Annotated in this window: 15 protein-coding genes and 1 other annotated feature (1 of these 16 cut by a window edge); all 15 genes read right to left on the bottom strand. The window is 45.0% G+C overall.

The window, feature by feature from the left end:
• Positions 1-14: 14 nt before the first annotated feature.
• Positions 15-689, bottom strand: coding sequence for a tetratricopeptide repeat protein (locus tag LP667_RS09445; protein WP_021732098.1), 675 nt, complete (start codon positions 687-689; stop codon positions 15-17).
• A gap of 23 nt (positions 690-712) precedes the next feature.
• Positions 713-1,378, bottom strand: coding sequence for a histidine phosphatase family protein (locus LP667_RS09450; RefSeq protein ID WP_021732099.1), 666 nt, complete (start codon positions 1,376-1,378; stop codon positions 713-715).
• Positions 1,379-2,115: 737 nt separating this feature from the next.
• Positions 2,116-3,567 (bottom strand): WxL domain-containing protein, encoded by a 1,452-nt coding sequence (locus tag LP667_RS09455; protein WP_225428792.1) that lies wholly within the window; start codon positions 3,565-3,567, stop codon positions 2,116-2,118.
• 3 nt (positions 3,568-3,570) lie between these two features.
• A complete protein-coding gene (locus tag LP667_RS09460) occupies positions 3,571-4,605 on the bottom strand; it encodes a WxLIP family cell surface protein (protein ID WP_021732101.1) in 1,035 nt (344 codons plus the stop codon).
• A 63-nt stretch (positions 4,606-4,668) separates the two neighbouring features.
• Positions 4,669-5,397: a WxL domain-containing protein gene (locus LP667_RS09465; protein WP_021732102.1), complete on the bottom strand. Its 729-nt coding sequence runs from the start codon at positions 5,395-5,397 to the stop codon at positions 4,669-4,671.
• A gap of 266 nt (positions 5,398-5,663) precedes the next feature.
• Positions 5,664-6,326 carry a potassium channel family protein gene (locus LP667_RS09470; RefSeq protein WP_021732103.1) on the bottom strand — a complete coding sequence of 221 codons (663 nt, stop codon included), beginning with the start codon at positions 6,324-6,326 and terminating at the stop codon, positions 5,664-5,666.
• A gap of 10 nt (positions 6,327-6,336) precedes the next feature.
• Entirely contained in the window at positions 6,337-7,689 is a 1,353-nt protein-coding gene (locus LP667_RS09475; protein WP_021732104.1) for a TrkH family potassium uptake protein, read from the bottom strand.
• A 554-nt stretch (positions 7,690-8,243) separates the two neighbouring features.
• Positions 8,244-9,485, bottom strand: coding sequence for a tRNA 2-thiouridine(34) synthase MnmA (mnmA, locus tag LP667_RS09480; RefSeq protein WP_307725417.1), 1,242 nt, complete (start codon positions 9,483-9,485; stop codon positions 8,244-8,246).
• Positions 9,486-9,827 (bottom strand): DUF1831 domain-containing protein, encoded by a 342-nt coding sequence (locus LP667_RS09485; RefSeq protein WP_021732106.1) that lies wholly within the window; start codon positions 9,825-9,827, stop codon positions 9,486-9,488.
• A 12-nt stretch (positions 9,828-9,839) separates the two neighbouring features.
• A complete protein-coding gene (locus tag LP667_RS09490; RefSeq protein ID WP_021732107.1) occupies positions 9,840-10,991 on the bottom strand; it encodes a cysteine desulfurase family protein in 1,152 nt (383 codons plus the stop codon).
• Positions 10,992-11,048: 57 nt separating this feature from the next.
• On the bottom strand, positions 11,049-11,741 hold the full coding sequence (locus tag LP667_RS09495) for a 5'-methylthioadenosine/adenosylhomocysteine nucleosidase (RefSeq protein WP_021732108.1): 693 nt from the start codon (positions 11,739-11,741) through the stop codon (positions 11,049-11,051).
• A 20-nt stretch (positions 11,742-11,761) separates the two neighbouring features.
• Entirely contained in the window at positions 11,762-12,013 is a 252-nt protein-coding gene (locus LP667_RS09500; RefSeq protein ID WP_021732109.1) for a hypothetical protein, read from the bottom strand.
• The gene (locus tag LP667_RS09505) at positions 12,013-12,567 is read right to left on the bottom strand and encodes an NUDIX hydrolase (RefSeq protein ID WP_021732110.1); all 555 of its coding nucleotides are present in this window, start codon (positions 12,565-12,567) and stop codon (positions 12,013-12,015) included. Before LP667_RS09505 ends, LP667_RS09500 begins: the two co-directional genes overlap by 1 nt.
• Before the next feature lie 190 nt (positions 12,568-12,757).
• Entirely contained in the window at positions 12,758-13,756 is a 999-nt protein-coding gene (gene dapF, locus LP667_RS09510; protein WP_021732112.1) for a diaminopimelate epimerase, read from the bottom strand.
• 333 nt (positions 13,757-14,089) lie between these two features.
• Positions 14,090-16,888, bottom strand: coding sequence for an isoleucine--tRNA ligase (gene ileS, locus LP667_RS09515; RefSeq protein ID WP_021732113.1), 2,799 nt, complete (start codon positions 16,886-16,888; stop codon positions 14,090-14,092).
• A 69-nt stretch (positions 16,889-16,957) separates the two neighbouring features.
• Positions 16,958-17,096, bottom strand: a binding site (T-box leader); it runs 74 nt beyond the window's last position.

Below are 17,096 nucleotides of genomic sequence, written 5' to 3' on the forward strand. Positions count from 1 at the left end.
GAAATCCTCCTCAATTAATTGTGTTGATTATCTGCTTGGGCAGCTAACATTTTTTCAATATCCGTTAGCTGTTGCTGATGGGCTTTAAAATACGTGCGATCTAATTTTTTAGCCCGTTCAAACCAAGTTGCATACGGTTGACCCAAAACCATCGCCGTCAGTCCAATGTTAAACGCGGCCCGGCCAGAGTGTGAATCTAAGGCATATGCACGTTGGTAATAATCCGACGCTTGCTGATTATTGCCTAATGCAAGTAATATGTCTGCAACTAGCAAATTGGCGTCAGTCTGATTTGGACGGGCTTCTTGTACCGTGATTGCCCAGACTAAGGCATGTTGGTAATCGTGCTTTGCCATTAAAGACTGTGCCATCATCATATAGGCATCATTTTTTAATTTATGATCCGTGATTTGTTGATAATATGGAAGGGCCTTATCATAAGTTTGCGCTTGATAATACACATTCCCTAAGGCATAGCGTAGTAAGTCTGCGGCTGGCTGCTGTTGGTCAAACTTACCTAATGCTTTCATCGCTAGCGCTTCTGCTTGTTCGAAATCTTGACCGGCCGTTAACAAAACAACTAACTCATAATAAGCATGATAATCTTCCGGTTGTGCGTCAATTTCACCGATAAGTTGGTGAACTAATGCTTGCTGTTCAGCCTTGTCAGGACGTGATGCTTTTGCCATTCATGCCACTTCTTTCTTTTATACTAAATCGTATCAGTTGCATCAGGACGACGCGACAAATACGATGTATCATTCCAATCTAATAATTTGAACTGTTGCCCACGATCCCGCGTCTCCAAAATTGTGGTGGACGTATTTGATAGTCCCCCCCGTTGGCGCAAAGTTGCTAATGTTGCCCCCAATAACGAATTGACCAGTGCATTTAAGGCGGCACCATGACTAACAATTAGGACATTATCATCACGCCGTGGATTGGCCTGAACAATTTGTTTGATGGCCGGTGTCATTCGCTTCAATAATTGTTGAAAGCTTTCTCCCTGAATCGCCGTGGGATCATATTGATCAGGATGATTTCGAAAGGCGTCAAATTCAGCCGGATATTTGGCCTGAACATCGGTAAAGGCCATGCCTTCCATTTTGCCTAAGTTAAATTCTCGCAATCGACTGAGCACGGTCAGTGGCAAGTCAGTTTGTGTCAAATCATGACGCAAGGTCATCGCCGTATCGCGTGCCCGCTTTAGCGGACTGACATAAATGTGACTAAAATGAATATCTCGTAAAGCTGCTGCTAATTCATGGATTTCTTGATAACTCGTCGGTAACAATGGTGAATCCCCTTGTGAGCCCTGATAACGCCCCTCTAGGTTCCATTCCGTTTTTCCATGACGAATAAATAATAATTTTGTCAATTGCTTACTTCCTTATTTTATCATTCTAAATACTAAATTCAGCGTCAAACTGCTAGCAATGCTGACTAAAAATAATCTTAACCAGCTAATTAGCACCGTTATCGGGATTGAACGTCAACTAAGTTATCATAACCGTTGCCAGTCTAACAAGTGACTCTTAAACTGTCCGAAACCCACGACTTACCTAACTAAATCTGACAATGCTCAGCGATACAATCCTCCTTAACAATGGATTATGAAGAATAATATTTAAGAGTCCTGTCCAGCACACGCTAATAATTGGCAAAAAGGTCCAGATGCCAGCGTAAAGTACACGATCAACCAGATCTAAGCTCGTTACTTTTAGCTTTAATAATTAGCATGTTTTAATCATGATTAATATCAAACAATAACTAGTCCAACGCATATTACGCTATATATTATGACAGTTTTCAGCCTGATTTTCAAAATCTGTTCACGAATTTTATCAATCGACTTTAAAACCTTCTAACCGCAACCATCAGTAATTTAAATGATACTTAACTGTTTTAACGCAATGCCGTTTGCTGATTATTATCGTAGCTTGTAAAACTAGAACTACTTAACAAAAATATAATTATGTAAACTAAAATATTAACCTGCATTTAATGGTTCTTAATGGATTCTCCATTCGAATACCATCCCGTAAGCTTCAATTCCAACCATCGCACAAAAAATGGTGGCAAGTAGCGTTGAAGCACTACTTACCACCACCTTCATCAAGGCGTCGGAACAATTGCCAACGTCCAAGTTATCGTACTTTGATACTCACCAGCAGCTGCCAGTGGCGTCGCTAGTAAGTGTAACGAGCTTGGCGTCACATCAAACGTCTGTCCTTGATGTCCAGTCTGCGTATACACCGTTTGGGTCGCACCATCTGCCGATAACGTTCGATCCACTACCCCGGTTGTATCCTTCAACACCAACTGAGCCGTTTTGAGTGTCGCTGTCCCGGACGTAAATGGACTTAAACTAGCAAGTAATTGCCAATCAGCCCCAACTGTTCGGTCATCAACGACCGACAACCGGTAATCATTGTTGCCATCATATCCCGTTCCGGCCGCCGCTGGTATTGTACTGGTCGCCAAACTGGCCCCTTGTGCCAGCGTTCCAAGTGTTACTGTCCCAAAATTAAAATTAGGAACAGCATTCAGTGATAACCGCCCGCCACTTTTAACCGTTAATAACGCCGCATTTGTAGTTACAGTCTGCGGTTTGCCATTTACCGGATAACTCAGACTGGCATAATAGGCCGTCCCATCGTCATCTGCATTAGTAGGCACCGTTACCGTATAACTAGTATCCGTCACGTTCAATGCGGTTGCTTTACCGTCCTTAACACGATACCAGTTATTTACAGTAACACCATCTGGCAACGTCGGTAAAGTAAAGGTTGCGGGTGTCCCTTCTACGACCGTCACGTCCTGGAGTGCACCGATTAACAGTTTGACACTATCACTTAGACCGTTGGATGTGCCAGTAATCGTTACCATTCCGTGGTCATCAGCTTTTCCAGAAGTATCAGTAGCCGCGTCAGCCGCGGTTACATTACCATATTCATCAACTTCTGCTAACGTTGGATCACTACTTGTCCAGGTGACCGGATCAGTTGCATCTTCTGGTGTCAAAGCTGCGTGCACCATCGTCGCTTGCGAGTTATTCAACCACTCGTCATCACTAGTGACCTTAATGCCAGTAGTCACGACCCGCTCAGGTGTTACGGTGATTTTAGCAATTTTTGACCAGTAATCTGGAAATGCGCCAACTCCTGAGAAATCATATTGAACTTGAAAATATACCGGCGTTGTCGCTGTGACTTGTGGTGCGTTGTACGTATAGGTTCGACTATTCGTACCGACTTTTTGATAGGTCTGGCCACCATCTGTCGATTGCCACCAAACATACTTACGGCCGCTCAGCAGACTGGTGGCCGCTTCAAGTGCACTCCGTTGTGCGCGTACCGACAACGTCACCGAACTACCCCCAATCACATTCGTATCGATAGGTTGTTGCGAAAAGCCACCTGACAAATTCAAGCCAATGATCGAACTTGGTGGTGTACTCGGCGGTTGTGGTGGTGTCTTGGCAGCAAAAGCAAGCGTGGCAGCACTCATACTGATGAATATACTCATTAACACTAAGAAGCAGGTCTTGATTAACTTTCTCATCATCCCTCACTCCTTACGCGAACGTCGCTGTCCGACCCAGTAAGCTGCTATTAAAAGCGCCAAGAGGATCATCAAAGCGACAGTGCCCCACAACCACCAATTGATCTTTCGTGGACCAACCAAATGGCGATTATGTTGTTCGGCCCGCTGTGCGGTTAAGGTAAAGTCACGGTTAAAATTCCAAACTCGGCGACCACTTGTCAAGTGTAACTTCAACTGATACTTACCCGCGGCTAAGTTTTTAGTCCCCAGGGCCACCTGATAATTAAACCAGCTGTTCGGCGCCATTGAGCCTGATTTCAGCTGCTGAGTTGTAATGGTTTTTCCTGTCGCACGTTGAATAACCCGGGCCTGAATATTAAGTTGTCCAAAAAGTGTTGGCGTCAGATTACGAAGTTTGGCAAAAAGCATTGGTTGCCCATTAGTTGGTGTCACTTTAACTTGATCAAGCGCTAATTTTACTGGAATCGTCACTTGTGGTTGACACCACAACGCAACTGCTGTTACTTCCGCATAACGGTTCTTCAGCATAAAACCCTGACTAGTCGTTGGCCGCGCGGCATTCGCCGTTGGATTGGTGGCAAAAAGGCCACCCAAGACTTCCCCTTTAAAACCGGCCTTAGGAATCGTTGTTTTAAACGCAACGGTCTTAGCCTGATGAGCAGCTAGCTTGACGGTTACGCCACCCGTCGTCATATCAGTAAATGTCGTCGTTGCCGACGGATCATGCCGATCAGAAGGTACATAGGCCACATTGCCCGCGTCCGAAGTCGTTGCGTTAACCGGCGTCACTTGAAGCGTAATGGCCGATTTGCCAGGATTGCTGACCGACACTTTAAACACTTGGGTCGCTCCAGGAGTCACCTTTAGATTAAAGTACCCCGCCTGCTTATCTAATTGATCCTTGGGCAGCAGGGGTGTCAAAATAAAACCCGATGCCGGTGTACTCGCTGCTGCTTGACTAGGAAGTGCACCTAAAAGTCCCCCTAACAGCAATGCCAGCATTAATACCCACCACTGACCGATTTGTTTCCATCGCATTCTAAACACCCCCACGACACTTAATAACTAATTAACGACTCGCAAATCATATTTAATCAGATTCTATGATGCTGCTTTAGGTGCAGCAGCAGCGGCTGGTGCATTTTGTAACGTCCAGTAAAGGGTTGCCGTATAGGTCCCAGCAGAGATATTCGACTGTTTACCGACTTGCAACGAACTACTCGTCGCGGTCGTCGCCGTATTCGAACCTTCACCAGTATTGGCAGCTGCATTCCATAATGTTTGTGGACTTGCAACCCAGCCATTTGTGACCTCACTCTGGTTTAGGGTTAGTGCTGTCGGTGCTGCTGTGCCACTGTTATCAACCGTTCCCTTACTCATATTTAAATTCAACGTCGCCGAATCGATCGTTGCTGGTCCCGAACTAAACGGACCCATGCCAACCGTCAATGTCCAACCAGCATGGTTACCACGATAATCACTCACATTCAGATTACCGCTACCATTACCATCATAGCCATTTCCGCCAGATGTGTTCGCACTCGTCGCATTTAAGGCTGCACCTGCCGAAGCAATGTCTTTAACGTTAGTTGAGCCTAGTGCAATGTTTGGCACGGCATCTAACGTTAACTCGCCAGGCATAACTGTAAATTGCGCGTTAGATAAAGCTTCTGCATTGCCAGTGCTATCTGCCACATAACCCGATGAAACCGTTGTCAAGTTACCTTCTGCTGTCCCAGGTCCGGCTGCTAACGCCGCAATTGGCATTAACGCAAGTGATAGTGCCGTAACGCCACCACTTAATCCCGTCATTAATTTAAAAGCTCGCATGTTACTTCCTCCTTCTCAAACTTCAGTTGTCATATTAGTTTACTAATTACTTTATGATTCCGCTTTCACCGTCCTCTTCACCTGACGCCAACATCAGTTTAGCATGTACACATATCGAAACCACGTGTTTTATTTTGATTCATTAACTTTCCGTATTAATTACCGGTCCCGACAATAGGTTACTTACTCCCACTGATAACAATACTTAAATGCTAATAAAAAACGTCAAGGCTATTTTAGCCTGACGTTTACTTAAATTAATTCACTTATTTTTTTAACGCTTCATCGAGCGCGTTGACGCTCTTAATCGGCCCCACAACCGTTACAACATCGTGCAAAGCCATCATATCGGTCGGCTTGGGTGAAACATTGATGTCTTTTCCATGCTTGATTGCAATCACCGTCAACCCAAAGCGCTGGCGAATATTCAAATCAATCAAATTTTGATTAACGAAATTCGGGTCAGTAATTTCAATGGCTGCTAAAGTATACTCATCGCTCAGATCAATGAAGCTCAAAATATGATTCGAAAGTAATTTGCGTACGATTCCTTGTCCCATATCACGTTCTGGAAAAATAACTTGGTCCGCACCAACTCGCTCAAGCACTCGGCCCTGATCACTGGTCTCAGCCTTAGCAATAACCTTTTTAGCCCCCTGCTCCTTACTTAACATAGTTGTGAGGATGCTAGCTTCCATATTGTTCCCAATGCCGATAATCACGTAATCAAATGTATCAACGTTTAAATCATGCAAAACTTCTTCATCCCGGGTATCTGCGATCATCGTTTGCGTCGCGACCTCCATCAATTCATTGACGGGTTCTTCTTTGATGTCAACAGCCAAGACATCTTGATGTGCAGCTGCCAGCGTCCGAACAACACTTTCGCCAAATCGTCCAAGACCGAATACCGCAAAACTCTTCTTCATAAGTTGCCTCCTAGCCAATCAAAATATTTTCTGCCGGATAACGAATCAAGTTGACTTTCGCCTGCCGTTTAGACAACGCGTATAGCGAAGTGAAGATACCGACCCGACCAATGAACATCAGCATCATGATGATAATCTTGCCAATCAAACTCAGCTGCGGTGTTAATCCCAAACTAAGCCCGACCGTCCCAAAAGCCGATAGCACTTCAAACAAGACGTATTCCAAGCCGAACCCCTTGGGGATTTTTTCCGTCTGTGTCAAGACCAAGGTTGCCACCGTTAACACAATACTAGCCAGAAAAATCAACATCAGTGCGCGACTAATATTTTCTTGACTGAAGCGGCGATGACTGAATTCAACATCTTGTCGACCGCGTAATTGCGCAATACTTTGAAACATTAGCACGCCAAATGTCGTTGTTTTGATCCCGCCAGCCGTCGAACCTGGCGTACCGCCGACAAACATCAAAATCATGATTACAAATAAACTCCCTGCTTGTAATCCCTGCGTCGGCATGGTGATCAACCCCGCGGTTCTTGGTGTGACACTTAAAAACAGCGTATTGATCGTACGATTAGCCCATGACATTCCCATTGGCAGTAACTTCAAATCTCGTTCAGTAACCAGTAGCAAGATAAAGCCAATCACAAATAAACTAAGGGTTGTCAGCAACGTTAATTTTGAATTTAAGGTCAACCGTTTGCGTGTGTGGTACAACAAGAGGTCGCGCCAGACCAAAAATCCGAGTCCCCCGGCAATAATTAAAATCATCGTTACGATCAACACGTAAGGGTCATTACGGAAGCCTTGGAGACTATCGCCAAAGACGTCAAAGCCCGCATTGCAAAATGACATGACCGCATGATATAAAGAGACGTACAGTCCATGTTGCCAGCCAAAGCGTGGTACAAAATCAAGCGCTAATAAACCCAAGCCCCCTAATTGGAAGAGTAATGAGAGCCCGACCACGTACTTCATCACACTCTTAGTATCACTTAACCGTTCTAAGTTCAATGAAGCCTTGACCATTAACTGCGTTGAAAGCCCAATCTGACGTCGCATGATATTAAATAGCAGCACCGCAAACGTCATATATCCTAACGCCCCCACTTCGGAAAGGCCCAGAATAACGAGTTGTCCAAACGTCGTCCAATGGGCAGCGGTATTGACCACTGTCAGCCCCGTAATACAAGTGGCAGACGCTGACGTAAACAAAATATCAATCAACGAAGTCTGGACATTCGCAGGGGTCGCCCATGGTAAACTCAACAACCCAGTACCAATTAAAATCAAAATAATAAAACCGGCTACCATTTTCTTAGATAGCGTATCAAAAAGTTTAAAATGTGCTAATTTTTTCATAATCCTTCCATCCTACAACAACTTAACCGTCACAATTAACGTTAACTCTCGGTTCGCATTGATCACACTTCATTTAGCTTAATCAACCCTACCAAGAAAAGCAAGTCAGATTTAATCACTTATACGGACTTCATCTTACTCAGGACGGTTATCTGCCAATTAGTCAGATTGATGTACGACCGCACAGACCAGTCTATTCCGATCTCCGGGGCTGAGTAACAATTGCCGAAACCTGTCAACGTCGATTTGAGCTCACGCAAAATCCGCACCATTTCAAATACGCATCTTATTCTTAGTCGAAAGCAAGTATAAGACTTACTAACCAAGCAGAGCGATACTCAATGGCCTTTCCCAGCGGGCTTCAGCTGGTCGTTTTCAACTTTGAGACATGCCATATTACAACAATAAATTATGACAAATAAACTAATAATCCATAGTTGAACTACATTTAACCAAATAGCTGAACAATCGACGATTAACTATTTGCTGGCCATTGCACCATTAAAAAACCCACCAATCAAGATAAACTTAATCAGTGGGTCATCAATTAACGATTAAACATACTGCAAGACGCGCTCATCATTATAAGCAGCATCAATCATACCGGAACCTAAGCATTCCTCACCATTGTAAAAGACCACCGCTTGTCCTGGCGTAATCGCGCGGACCGGATCATCAAAGGTTACCGTGACTTCAGTGTGGTCATCATTAAAATGAACAGTTACACCGGAATCCTTTTGACGGTAACGGAACTTCGCCGTTACGTGGAAATCATTGCCTAAATCCTCGTTAGTCACAAAATGAAGATCAGAGGCCTTTAAATGCGTGGCATATAGGTGTGGGTTATGGTATCCCTTGCCGACATACAAAATATTTTTCTTGAGGTCCTTACCAATCACGAACCATGGCTCGTTATCCTCACCATCGCCACCAATACCAAGACCACGTCGCTGACCAATCGTATAATACATCAAGCCAGCGTGCTCGCCCTTAACTTCGCCATCAAACGTCATCATTTTACCAGGTGTTGCGGGTAAGTAATGACCCAAGAATTCCTTGAAGTTCTTTTCGCCGATGAAACAAATCCCAACGGAATCCTTCTTCTTGGCCGTTGCTAAGCCCGCGTTTAAAGCTAACTTGCGCACGTCTGGCTTAACCATCTCACCAAGTGGGAACATGACCTTTTGTAAGGTTTTTGAATCTAATTGACTTAAGAAATAAGTTTGGTCCTTGTTACTATCGACGCCTCGTAAAAGATGCATCGTACCATCTTCATCATGCTGCAAACGCGCATAATGACCAGTTGCAATGTAGTCAGCACCTAAATCCATGGCGTAATCCAGAAACGCCTTGAACTTAATTTCCTTATTGCAGATAACATCGGGGTTCGGAGTGCGGCCCTTCTTATATTCGTCTAAGAAATACGTGAAGACCCGATCCCAATACTCCTTCTCAAAGTTAATTGAATAATAAGGGATCCCAATCTTATCCGCAACTTTGGCAACGTCTTTATAATCCTCAGTTGCGGTACAAACACCATTTTCGTCCGTATCGTCCCAATTCTTCATAAACACGCCTACCACGTCGTAACCTTGCTGCTTCAAGAGTAAAGCCACGACGGATGAATCAACACCACCACTCATGCCGACAACGACACGGGTGTTACTGTGATCAGTCATACTTTTCACCATCATTTCCAAAAGATTCTGGAGAATCCACGATTTGAAGGTCGTACAAGTCCAGTAAGTTCCATTATAACAAAGAAAACGCCGGCTGCAAGCCAGGCGTTTCATCATTTAACCCTCAGTCAGGATATCCCGTTCAATAAAATTAGTCAAAAGATAACGTAATTGTTCAACTGCCTCAGGATGCGCATCGTTTTTAAAGATATTTACCCGTTGGACACCATTCCCCGTCACTGTCGTCATTTTAAAGCCAGTCAAGTCCGCATTAACCGTCACTTTTAGCTTAAAAGCTGCTTGATATGGTGAAGTTGGATCCAAAGAGCGTTCAAAACTAAACGCACCCGAGCGTCCTTTCACAAAGCCCAGATCCATCAATGTGTATTTTTTGACCGTTGGGCTTAACGTGTACGTCTTAGTATCACCATCTAATTTCACCGTTGTTGTGTATGCCATCAGTCACACCCCCTACTTTTTTAATAAGCGCTGCGTCGTCTTTGTCAACACAGATACAAATTGATCCAAATCAGCCTTGGTCGTGTACCGACCAAAGCTTAACCGAATCGACTCAGCAATCCGTGGTGAATCTTCGCCAAACATTGCAATTAAAACATGCGATGGTTCGAGACTGCCCGCGGTACATGCGGAGCCCCCCGAAACTGCGACTCCGCCTAAATCCAAATTGGTTTGCATCGTATAGGTTGAGACACCCTTGATCCATAAGTTCAAGACGTGTTGTAAATTATGCTCACCAAGGGACCCGTTGACTTCAAAATCAACGCCGTTAGCCGTTAGCTGATCGACGATGTATTGCTTAAAATCGCGATACTTAGCCTGCCGGTGGGCCTTCTCAGCGGTCGTCAGTTCTTGCACAGCCGTGGCAAAGCCCGCGATTGCCGGAATATTTTCAGTACCGGCACGGCGCTTATCTTCCTGCTCGCCACCCTTAACGAAGCTGGGGAAGTTAATGCCATTGCGTTTATACAAGAAGCCCAAGAATTTAGGCCCGTTGATTTTATGTGCTGAGGTGGACAACATATCAATATGATCCCGTTGGACATCAATATCTAATAGTCCATAAGCTTGCACCGCGTCCGTATGGAACCAAGCCTGATGATCCTTTAATAGTTCGCCGATTTCATGGATTGGCATCTGTGAACCGACTTCATTATTGCCGGTCATGATTGAGACAAGAATCGTATCAGGACGTAGTGCCGCCTTCAAATCATCCAGGCTAATTTGCCCCTGTTCATTCACGGGTAAATAAGTAATCTCAAACCCGTGTTCAGCCAGAAAAGCCGTTGATTTGAGAATCGCTTGATGTTCAATCGCAGTGGTGATAATATGCTTGCCCAAATGCTGCCGCATCCAGGCAGTTTGCATCACCGCCGTGTTATCACTTTCTGTGCCACCACTAGTAAAGATAATGTCATCATCAGCCGCGTTAATACTTTGGGCAATGATATGCCGGCTATCATCTAAAACCTCACGGGCGGCCCGACCAAATGCATGGGTGCTCGAAGCATTGCCAAACGTATTCGTCATCTGGTCAGTCATTGTCTGAATAACAGACGCGGCCATTGGTGTGGTGGCCGCATTGTCTAGATACACTTGCTTCATTACAACTACTTCCTTCTACAAAAACTTAATTAATATCATTTCCAAACTAATTGCGGCCTAGTTTTGTGCTGCAAACAAGGCGAGTAACATTGCTGCGGATTGCTTACCAGCCGCCAGAATAAACTCATCAAAACTAACACCAGCATTTTCATCGCCGACATCAGACATCGCCCGAATGACAACATACGGCGTCTTAAATTGATGGCAAGCTTGGCCAATCGCGGCCCCTTCCATTTCACTAGATAAAGCGGCTGGAAAATGTGCCAAAATCTTATCAGTAGCGGCCTTTCCCGCAATAAACTGATCACCAGAGACAATTAGACCCGTCTTGGCATTCAAACCAGTTGCCTTGGCCGCTGCCATGATTTGCTTTACCCAATTGGCATCCGTTTCGTAGTATAGCGGCTGTTGTGGTAATTGGCCATATTCATAGTCAAAGGCCGTCGCATCAACATCATGGTAGGCAGTCGCATTGGCTACAACAACGTCACCAACATGCAGACCAGTGCCAATCCCACCAGCGGAACCGGAATTGATGACCACGTCCACATCAAAGTTAGTAATCATTAAAGCCGTGGTCATACCAGCTTGGACTTTACCAATACCCGATTGCACTAACACGACTTCCTGCTGCTCAATTGTCCCATCATAGAACGTAATATCCTTAATATTAACGATCTTTTCGTCTTGCAAAGCGTCCCGTAACGTTTTAAGTTCTTCTTCCATCGCACAAATAATTCCAAATTTCATGTGAGCCTAGCGCCTACTTTCTATGGTGTTAAAAATAAGATTAAAAAGACAATAATAATACCAACGACCAACCCGGCAATGACCCAATTTAATTTGCGGGCCAACCGCTTGGTCTTGGCTTCCTCAACGGCCCGGTTATTCTCAGCAGCATACGCTTGTCTAGAAGCGCCCGTTTCTTCCGGTTCCGGTTGTTGCTCCTGAGTCCCGTCACCGGTAGGCCGGCTACGTTGTTGGCGGTATTGCTGTCTGGTGACTCGATCATCATCTGCCACTATCCCTCAACTCCTAACTCAGGGTGACTTTGCCAGTACCAGATTGCCATCACCGTTTTAGCATCCTGAATCTGGCCAGTCTGGACTTGGTGTATTGCCGTTGGTAAATCAAGCTTGATGAGGCCGATTTGTTCATCGGGGTCTTGCGGTAGCGCCGTTGTCACCGCTGTTAGTCCAGTGGCAACGTACAATTTCATTAATTCATCCGTAAAGCCCGGCGACGTATAAAATTGGGCGACGGCTTCTAGATGCTGAGCCGTTAACCGTGTTTCTTCATTCAATTCCCGAACCGCGGCCTGGTCCATCGTTTCACCGGCTTCAACTTTACCAGCCGGAATTTCAACGGTCAGCCCCCCGGTTGCTGCGCGCCACTGTTGTTCAACAATCATTTTTTGTTGCGCGGTTATCATCAACATTGCAACAGCTGGTTGGTGTCGTACAATTTCGCGCGTTGCGGTCGTTTGATCCGGCAAGGTCACTTCTTGACGTTCGACTTGTACTAAGCCACCTTGATAGACCAACTTGCGACTTTGAACCCGTTCCTCAAATGTCATTGATCAAGAACCCCTTTCAGTGTCTGCTCTCTCAATAAGGATACCGATTTTTACGGCTGATTGCAATTTTCAACTGACTGATTACGATAATTTTAACGAACCCCGCAAAAAAATGGATTAACGAGCAATCAGCATTGCCCATTAACCCATCCAATCACACTGTGCATCAAGCAGTGGTTGTCATCTTCAATTAAACCTCTGCTAAATTAGTCACAAAGTCTTCGTACGCAGTTTGTTCACCAGTTTCGGTCGCCGTGGCGGGACTATAATCGCCCTGAAGTGCATCTTCTAATGGCAAGGTCACAATCCGGACAAACGTCGCGTTGCCAATCAATTCCATCCAATATTCTTCATCAGCGCCTTGATGAACGACCGTCTTGACCATCCCACCAGGATTAGTGACGTGGATTTCTTGATTAAAATCAGTACTTTCTTGATGCAATAATACGTACATCAACGAAGAAGCCGACATCGCGGTTCCACAAGCATTGGTAAAGCCAACGCCACGTTCAAACGTCCGCACAAAAATCGCATTAGGTCCTAAGATCTCAACAAAGCTAACGTTAACACCATCTGGGAAAATTTGATTTTGACCATCATTCATCCACTTGCCAATCCGACCCAATTCAGGACCAACCAACGTGGCATGGTCCACAAAAGCAATTAAATGGGGGTTAGGAACGGCAACGGCCGAGAATTTTAGATCAGCAGACAGCGCTGGAATCTTTTCATTAATAATTGTCGTCGCATCGTTGTTCGCATGCATGCCGAGTGTCTGCGCGTCAAAAGTTACGGGTGAAATTTCAACACTGTAAGCTGGGACGTGAGCCGCAAAATCAGCAACGGCCTGCACCTTTAAGTCCGCATACATCGTCTGAACCCGGAAGTCTTCCTGACTATTCTGCGTACCCAAATAACGAGCAACGGTCCGTAGCCCATTACCGCACATGCTGGCTTCCGTCCCATCCGCATTAATGACCCGCATCCGACCAAGTACTTGCGGATGTTCCGATTTATCGACAACTAACACCCCATCAGCGCCATCGTACAAACCAGCGCCATCACGTTTACAAATGTTAATTGCCAGTTGCTTCAAATCCGCATCCGATAACGGTGCTTGAAATTGTGTTTGATCTAATAAATAAAAATCGTTACCAGAACCGTGTACCTTGATCATTTTCACAGCCATCAACATCCTATCTATATAATATCGGTCTTAATTTAAACTACTTCATTATCATACTGACTTTTTCATGAAAATTCAATTGCAAAGGACCATTTCTCATAATAACCATTCAAAGTCCTGCGCAGGCAACTGTAAATTCTTAACAACACTTAAATCTTGCATCTGAAAAACGCAATCAGCTTTTTTTACAGCTATATCTCAATCATCCCAGTGTTCGGATTTACCGACTAATTGATAATCCACGTCAGCACAAAAATGTGCCACTAATCAGTCCCGTTTGACTGATTAGTGGCACATTTCATAAGTTATCAAGATTCACTCTAAATTTAATTCAACTTAAGCTTCCAAACCAGTTGTCACTGATTCAGGGTAGTTTTCACGAACGATTGCGGCACACCGTGCACATAACATTGGATAAGCCTCATCGCTACCAACATCGGTCTTAACCATCCGGCAACGATCACAAACATCACCGTCAGCATGACTGACCTTGATTGCCAATGTATCACCAAACGTTTCGGCATCCGCAGGGGCATCACTTAGCGCGTGCAGATCTAATGCTGAAACCATCAACATTTGCCGAACATTGGTATGCAAACTATCTAAGAAGGTTTGCGTGTCCGCATCCACGTACAAGTCCAAGTGTGCTTCTAAGGACTTCCCAATCAACTTAGCATCCCGAGCTTCTTCAAGTGCCTTCAAGACATTGCTACGCAGATCCATAAACCGAGTCCATTGGGCCATTAAATCGTCACCATTAGCATAATCTTGAACAGTTGGCATATCCGTCAACTGAACGAATTCTTCTGGTTCCTTCAAGAACGGCCAAATTTCTTCAGTCGTGTGTGGCAGCATCGGTGTAAAGAGCTTCGTCAAGGCAACTAAGACGTCATAGAAGACCGTTTGCATTGACCGCCGTGAATGGCTATCCTCGGCATCAATGTACATAATATCCTTGGCAATATCGAGATAGAAGTTTGATAAATCAACCGTCAAGAAGTTGATCAGCTTCTTGTAGATATCCAAGAAATCATAATGATCGTAATGGTCCTTCGTCTCAGCCACGAATTGGTTCAAACGTGTTTCCATGTACTGGTCCACACTTGCTAAATCTTCATAAGCGACGCGGTTGGCCTTCGGATCAAAGTCCGCGGTGTTGCCTAACATGAAGCGAACCGTATTCCGGAACTTCTTGTAGGAATCGGCCACTTGCTTAAAGCTTTCCATCGAGACCCGAACGTCGGAACTGGTATCCACTGAAGCGACCCACATCCGAACGATTTCAGCACCCATCTGCTTAATGACATCAGCTGGCGCAATCGTGTTGCCCAGTGACTTACTCATCTTACGGCCCTGATTATCCAACGTGAAGCCTTGTGACAAGACTTGCTTGTATGGGGCATGCCCAGAAACGGCCACACTCGTAATCAAACTTGAGTTGAACCAACCACGATATTGGTCAGAACCTTCAAGGTATAAGTCGGCTGGATAGTCAAGATACGACCGTTCTGCCAAGACCCCTTGGTGTGATGACCCGGAGTCAAACCAAACATCCATAATATCGGTTTCCTTAGTAAAGGTGCCGTTTGGTGAATGTTCATTGGTATAGCCATCTGGTAATAAGTCCTTGGCATCGCGTTCAAACCAGACGTTCGAACCATACTTACCAAATAAATCAGCCACGTGGTTGATTGTTTCCTCGTCCATGATTGCAGTACCATCTTCAGCGTAGAAGATTGGTAACGGCACACCCCAGACCCGTTGCCGTGAAATGACCCAGTCACCACGGTCACGAATCATGTTGTAAAGGCGTTTCTTACCCCACTCTGGGAAGAATTCAACGTCATCCATCGACTTCAGAATTTCATCACGCATATCACCAACGGAAGCAAACCACTGCGGTGTTGCCCGGAAGATAATTGGCTTTTTAGTCCGCCAGTCAAATGGATAGCTGTGTTCGTATGGCATATATTTCAACAACAGCCCAGCAGCCTTCAACTTATCCAGTGCGATCTTGTTAGCGTCATCGTAGAAGACCCCTGCAAAATCATCGCCAGCTTCGGCCGTTAAGAACCCTTTGTCATCAACCGGCGCAAAGACTGGCAGATCATATTGCTTACCGATCCGGTAGTCATCTTCCCCATAGCCAGGTGCGGTATGCACTAAACCAGTCCCGGAATCAAGCGTAACGAAATCGCCTAACATCGTCACTAATTGACGGCTATTATCAAAAGGATGTTCGCATAAAACGTTTTCAAGTTCCGCACCCTTGACCGTTTTAAGCACTTGAACATCTTCCCAACCAAACCGCTCGGCATTTTCGTCAAGTAATTCAGCAGCAAGTACAAATTTACGACTTTCACCAGCTGGTTGCACAACCACGTAGTCAAAACTAGCATCAATGGTGATCCCTTCCGAAGCTGGAATCGTCCAAGGAGTCGTCGTCCAAACAACCATGTAAGTATCATCGTCTAAGACACCCTTACCATCAATGACATGTTCGCCATAGAAGGCCGATGGTGAGGTAACATCATGGTATTCCACTTCAGCTTCCGCCAAGGCTGATTCAGAAGACCATGACCAGAAGACGGGTTTTTGGCCCCGGTAAATTAAGTGGCGTTTGGCAAAGGCACCAAAGACCCGCACTTGGGCCGCTTCAAATTCTGGCTTTAATGTTAAGTATGGGTTATCCCATTCACCAGCCACGCCTAACCGCTTAAATTCGTCACGTTGACGATCAACTTGTTCCAGCGCATACTTACGACAAAGTTCCCGGAATTCATTATCCGTCATCTTTTTACGGTCATAGCCCGCTTGCTTTAATTTTTGTTCGATTGGCAAACCGTGAGTATCCCAACCAGGAACATAGGGTGCCCGGAATCCATTCATCGATTTATAACGAACGATGAAATCTTTTGTGATTTTGTTCAAGGCATGCCCCATATGAATGTCACCATTCGCGTATGGTGGGCCATCGTGTAAAATAAAGCTTGGCTTACCTTCATTCAATTTTTGCCGTTGTTCGTAGACTTTGTTTTCAGCCCACACATTTTGTCGTTCAACTTCCTTGACCGGTAAGTTGCCACGCATTTTAAACTTGGTCTTACCAAGGTTTAACGTTTCTTTAACGCGCATATTCTCACTCCTTAAATTTTTTATCAAACAATCGCTAATTGAATTTTAGACACAAAAAAACTTCGTCCACCCAGGGACGAAGTTATCGTGGTACCACCCAATTTTAGAATTGTTTAAATTCTCTCTTAGCATGGTTAACGTCCATGGACCGGCCACCCTTACTCATTTCAGGGTAACGTTCGGAGATGATCTGCAATTGACTAAGGGA

It is taken from the genome of Lactiplantibacillus paraplantarum (assembly GCF_003641145.1).
In the GTDB taxonomy this organism is placed as follows: Bacteria; Bacillota; Bacilli; order Lactobacillales; family Lactobacillaceae; genus Lactiplantibacillus; species Lactiplantibacillus paraplantarum.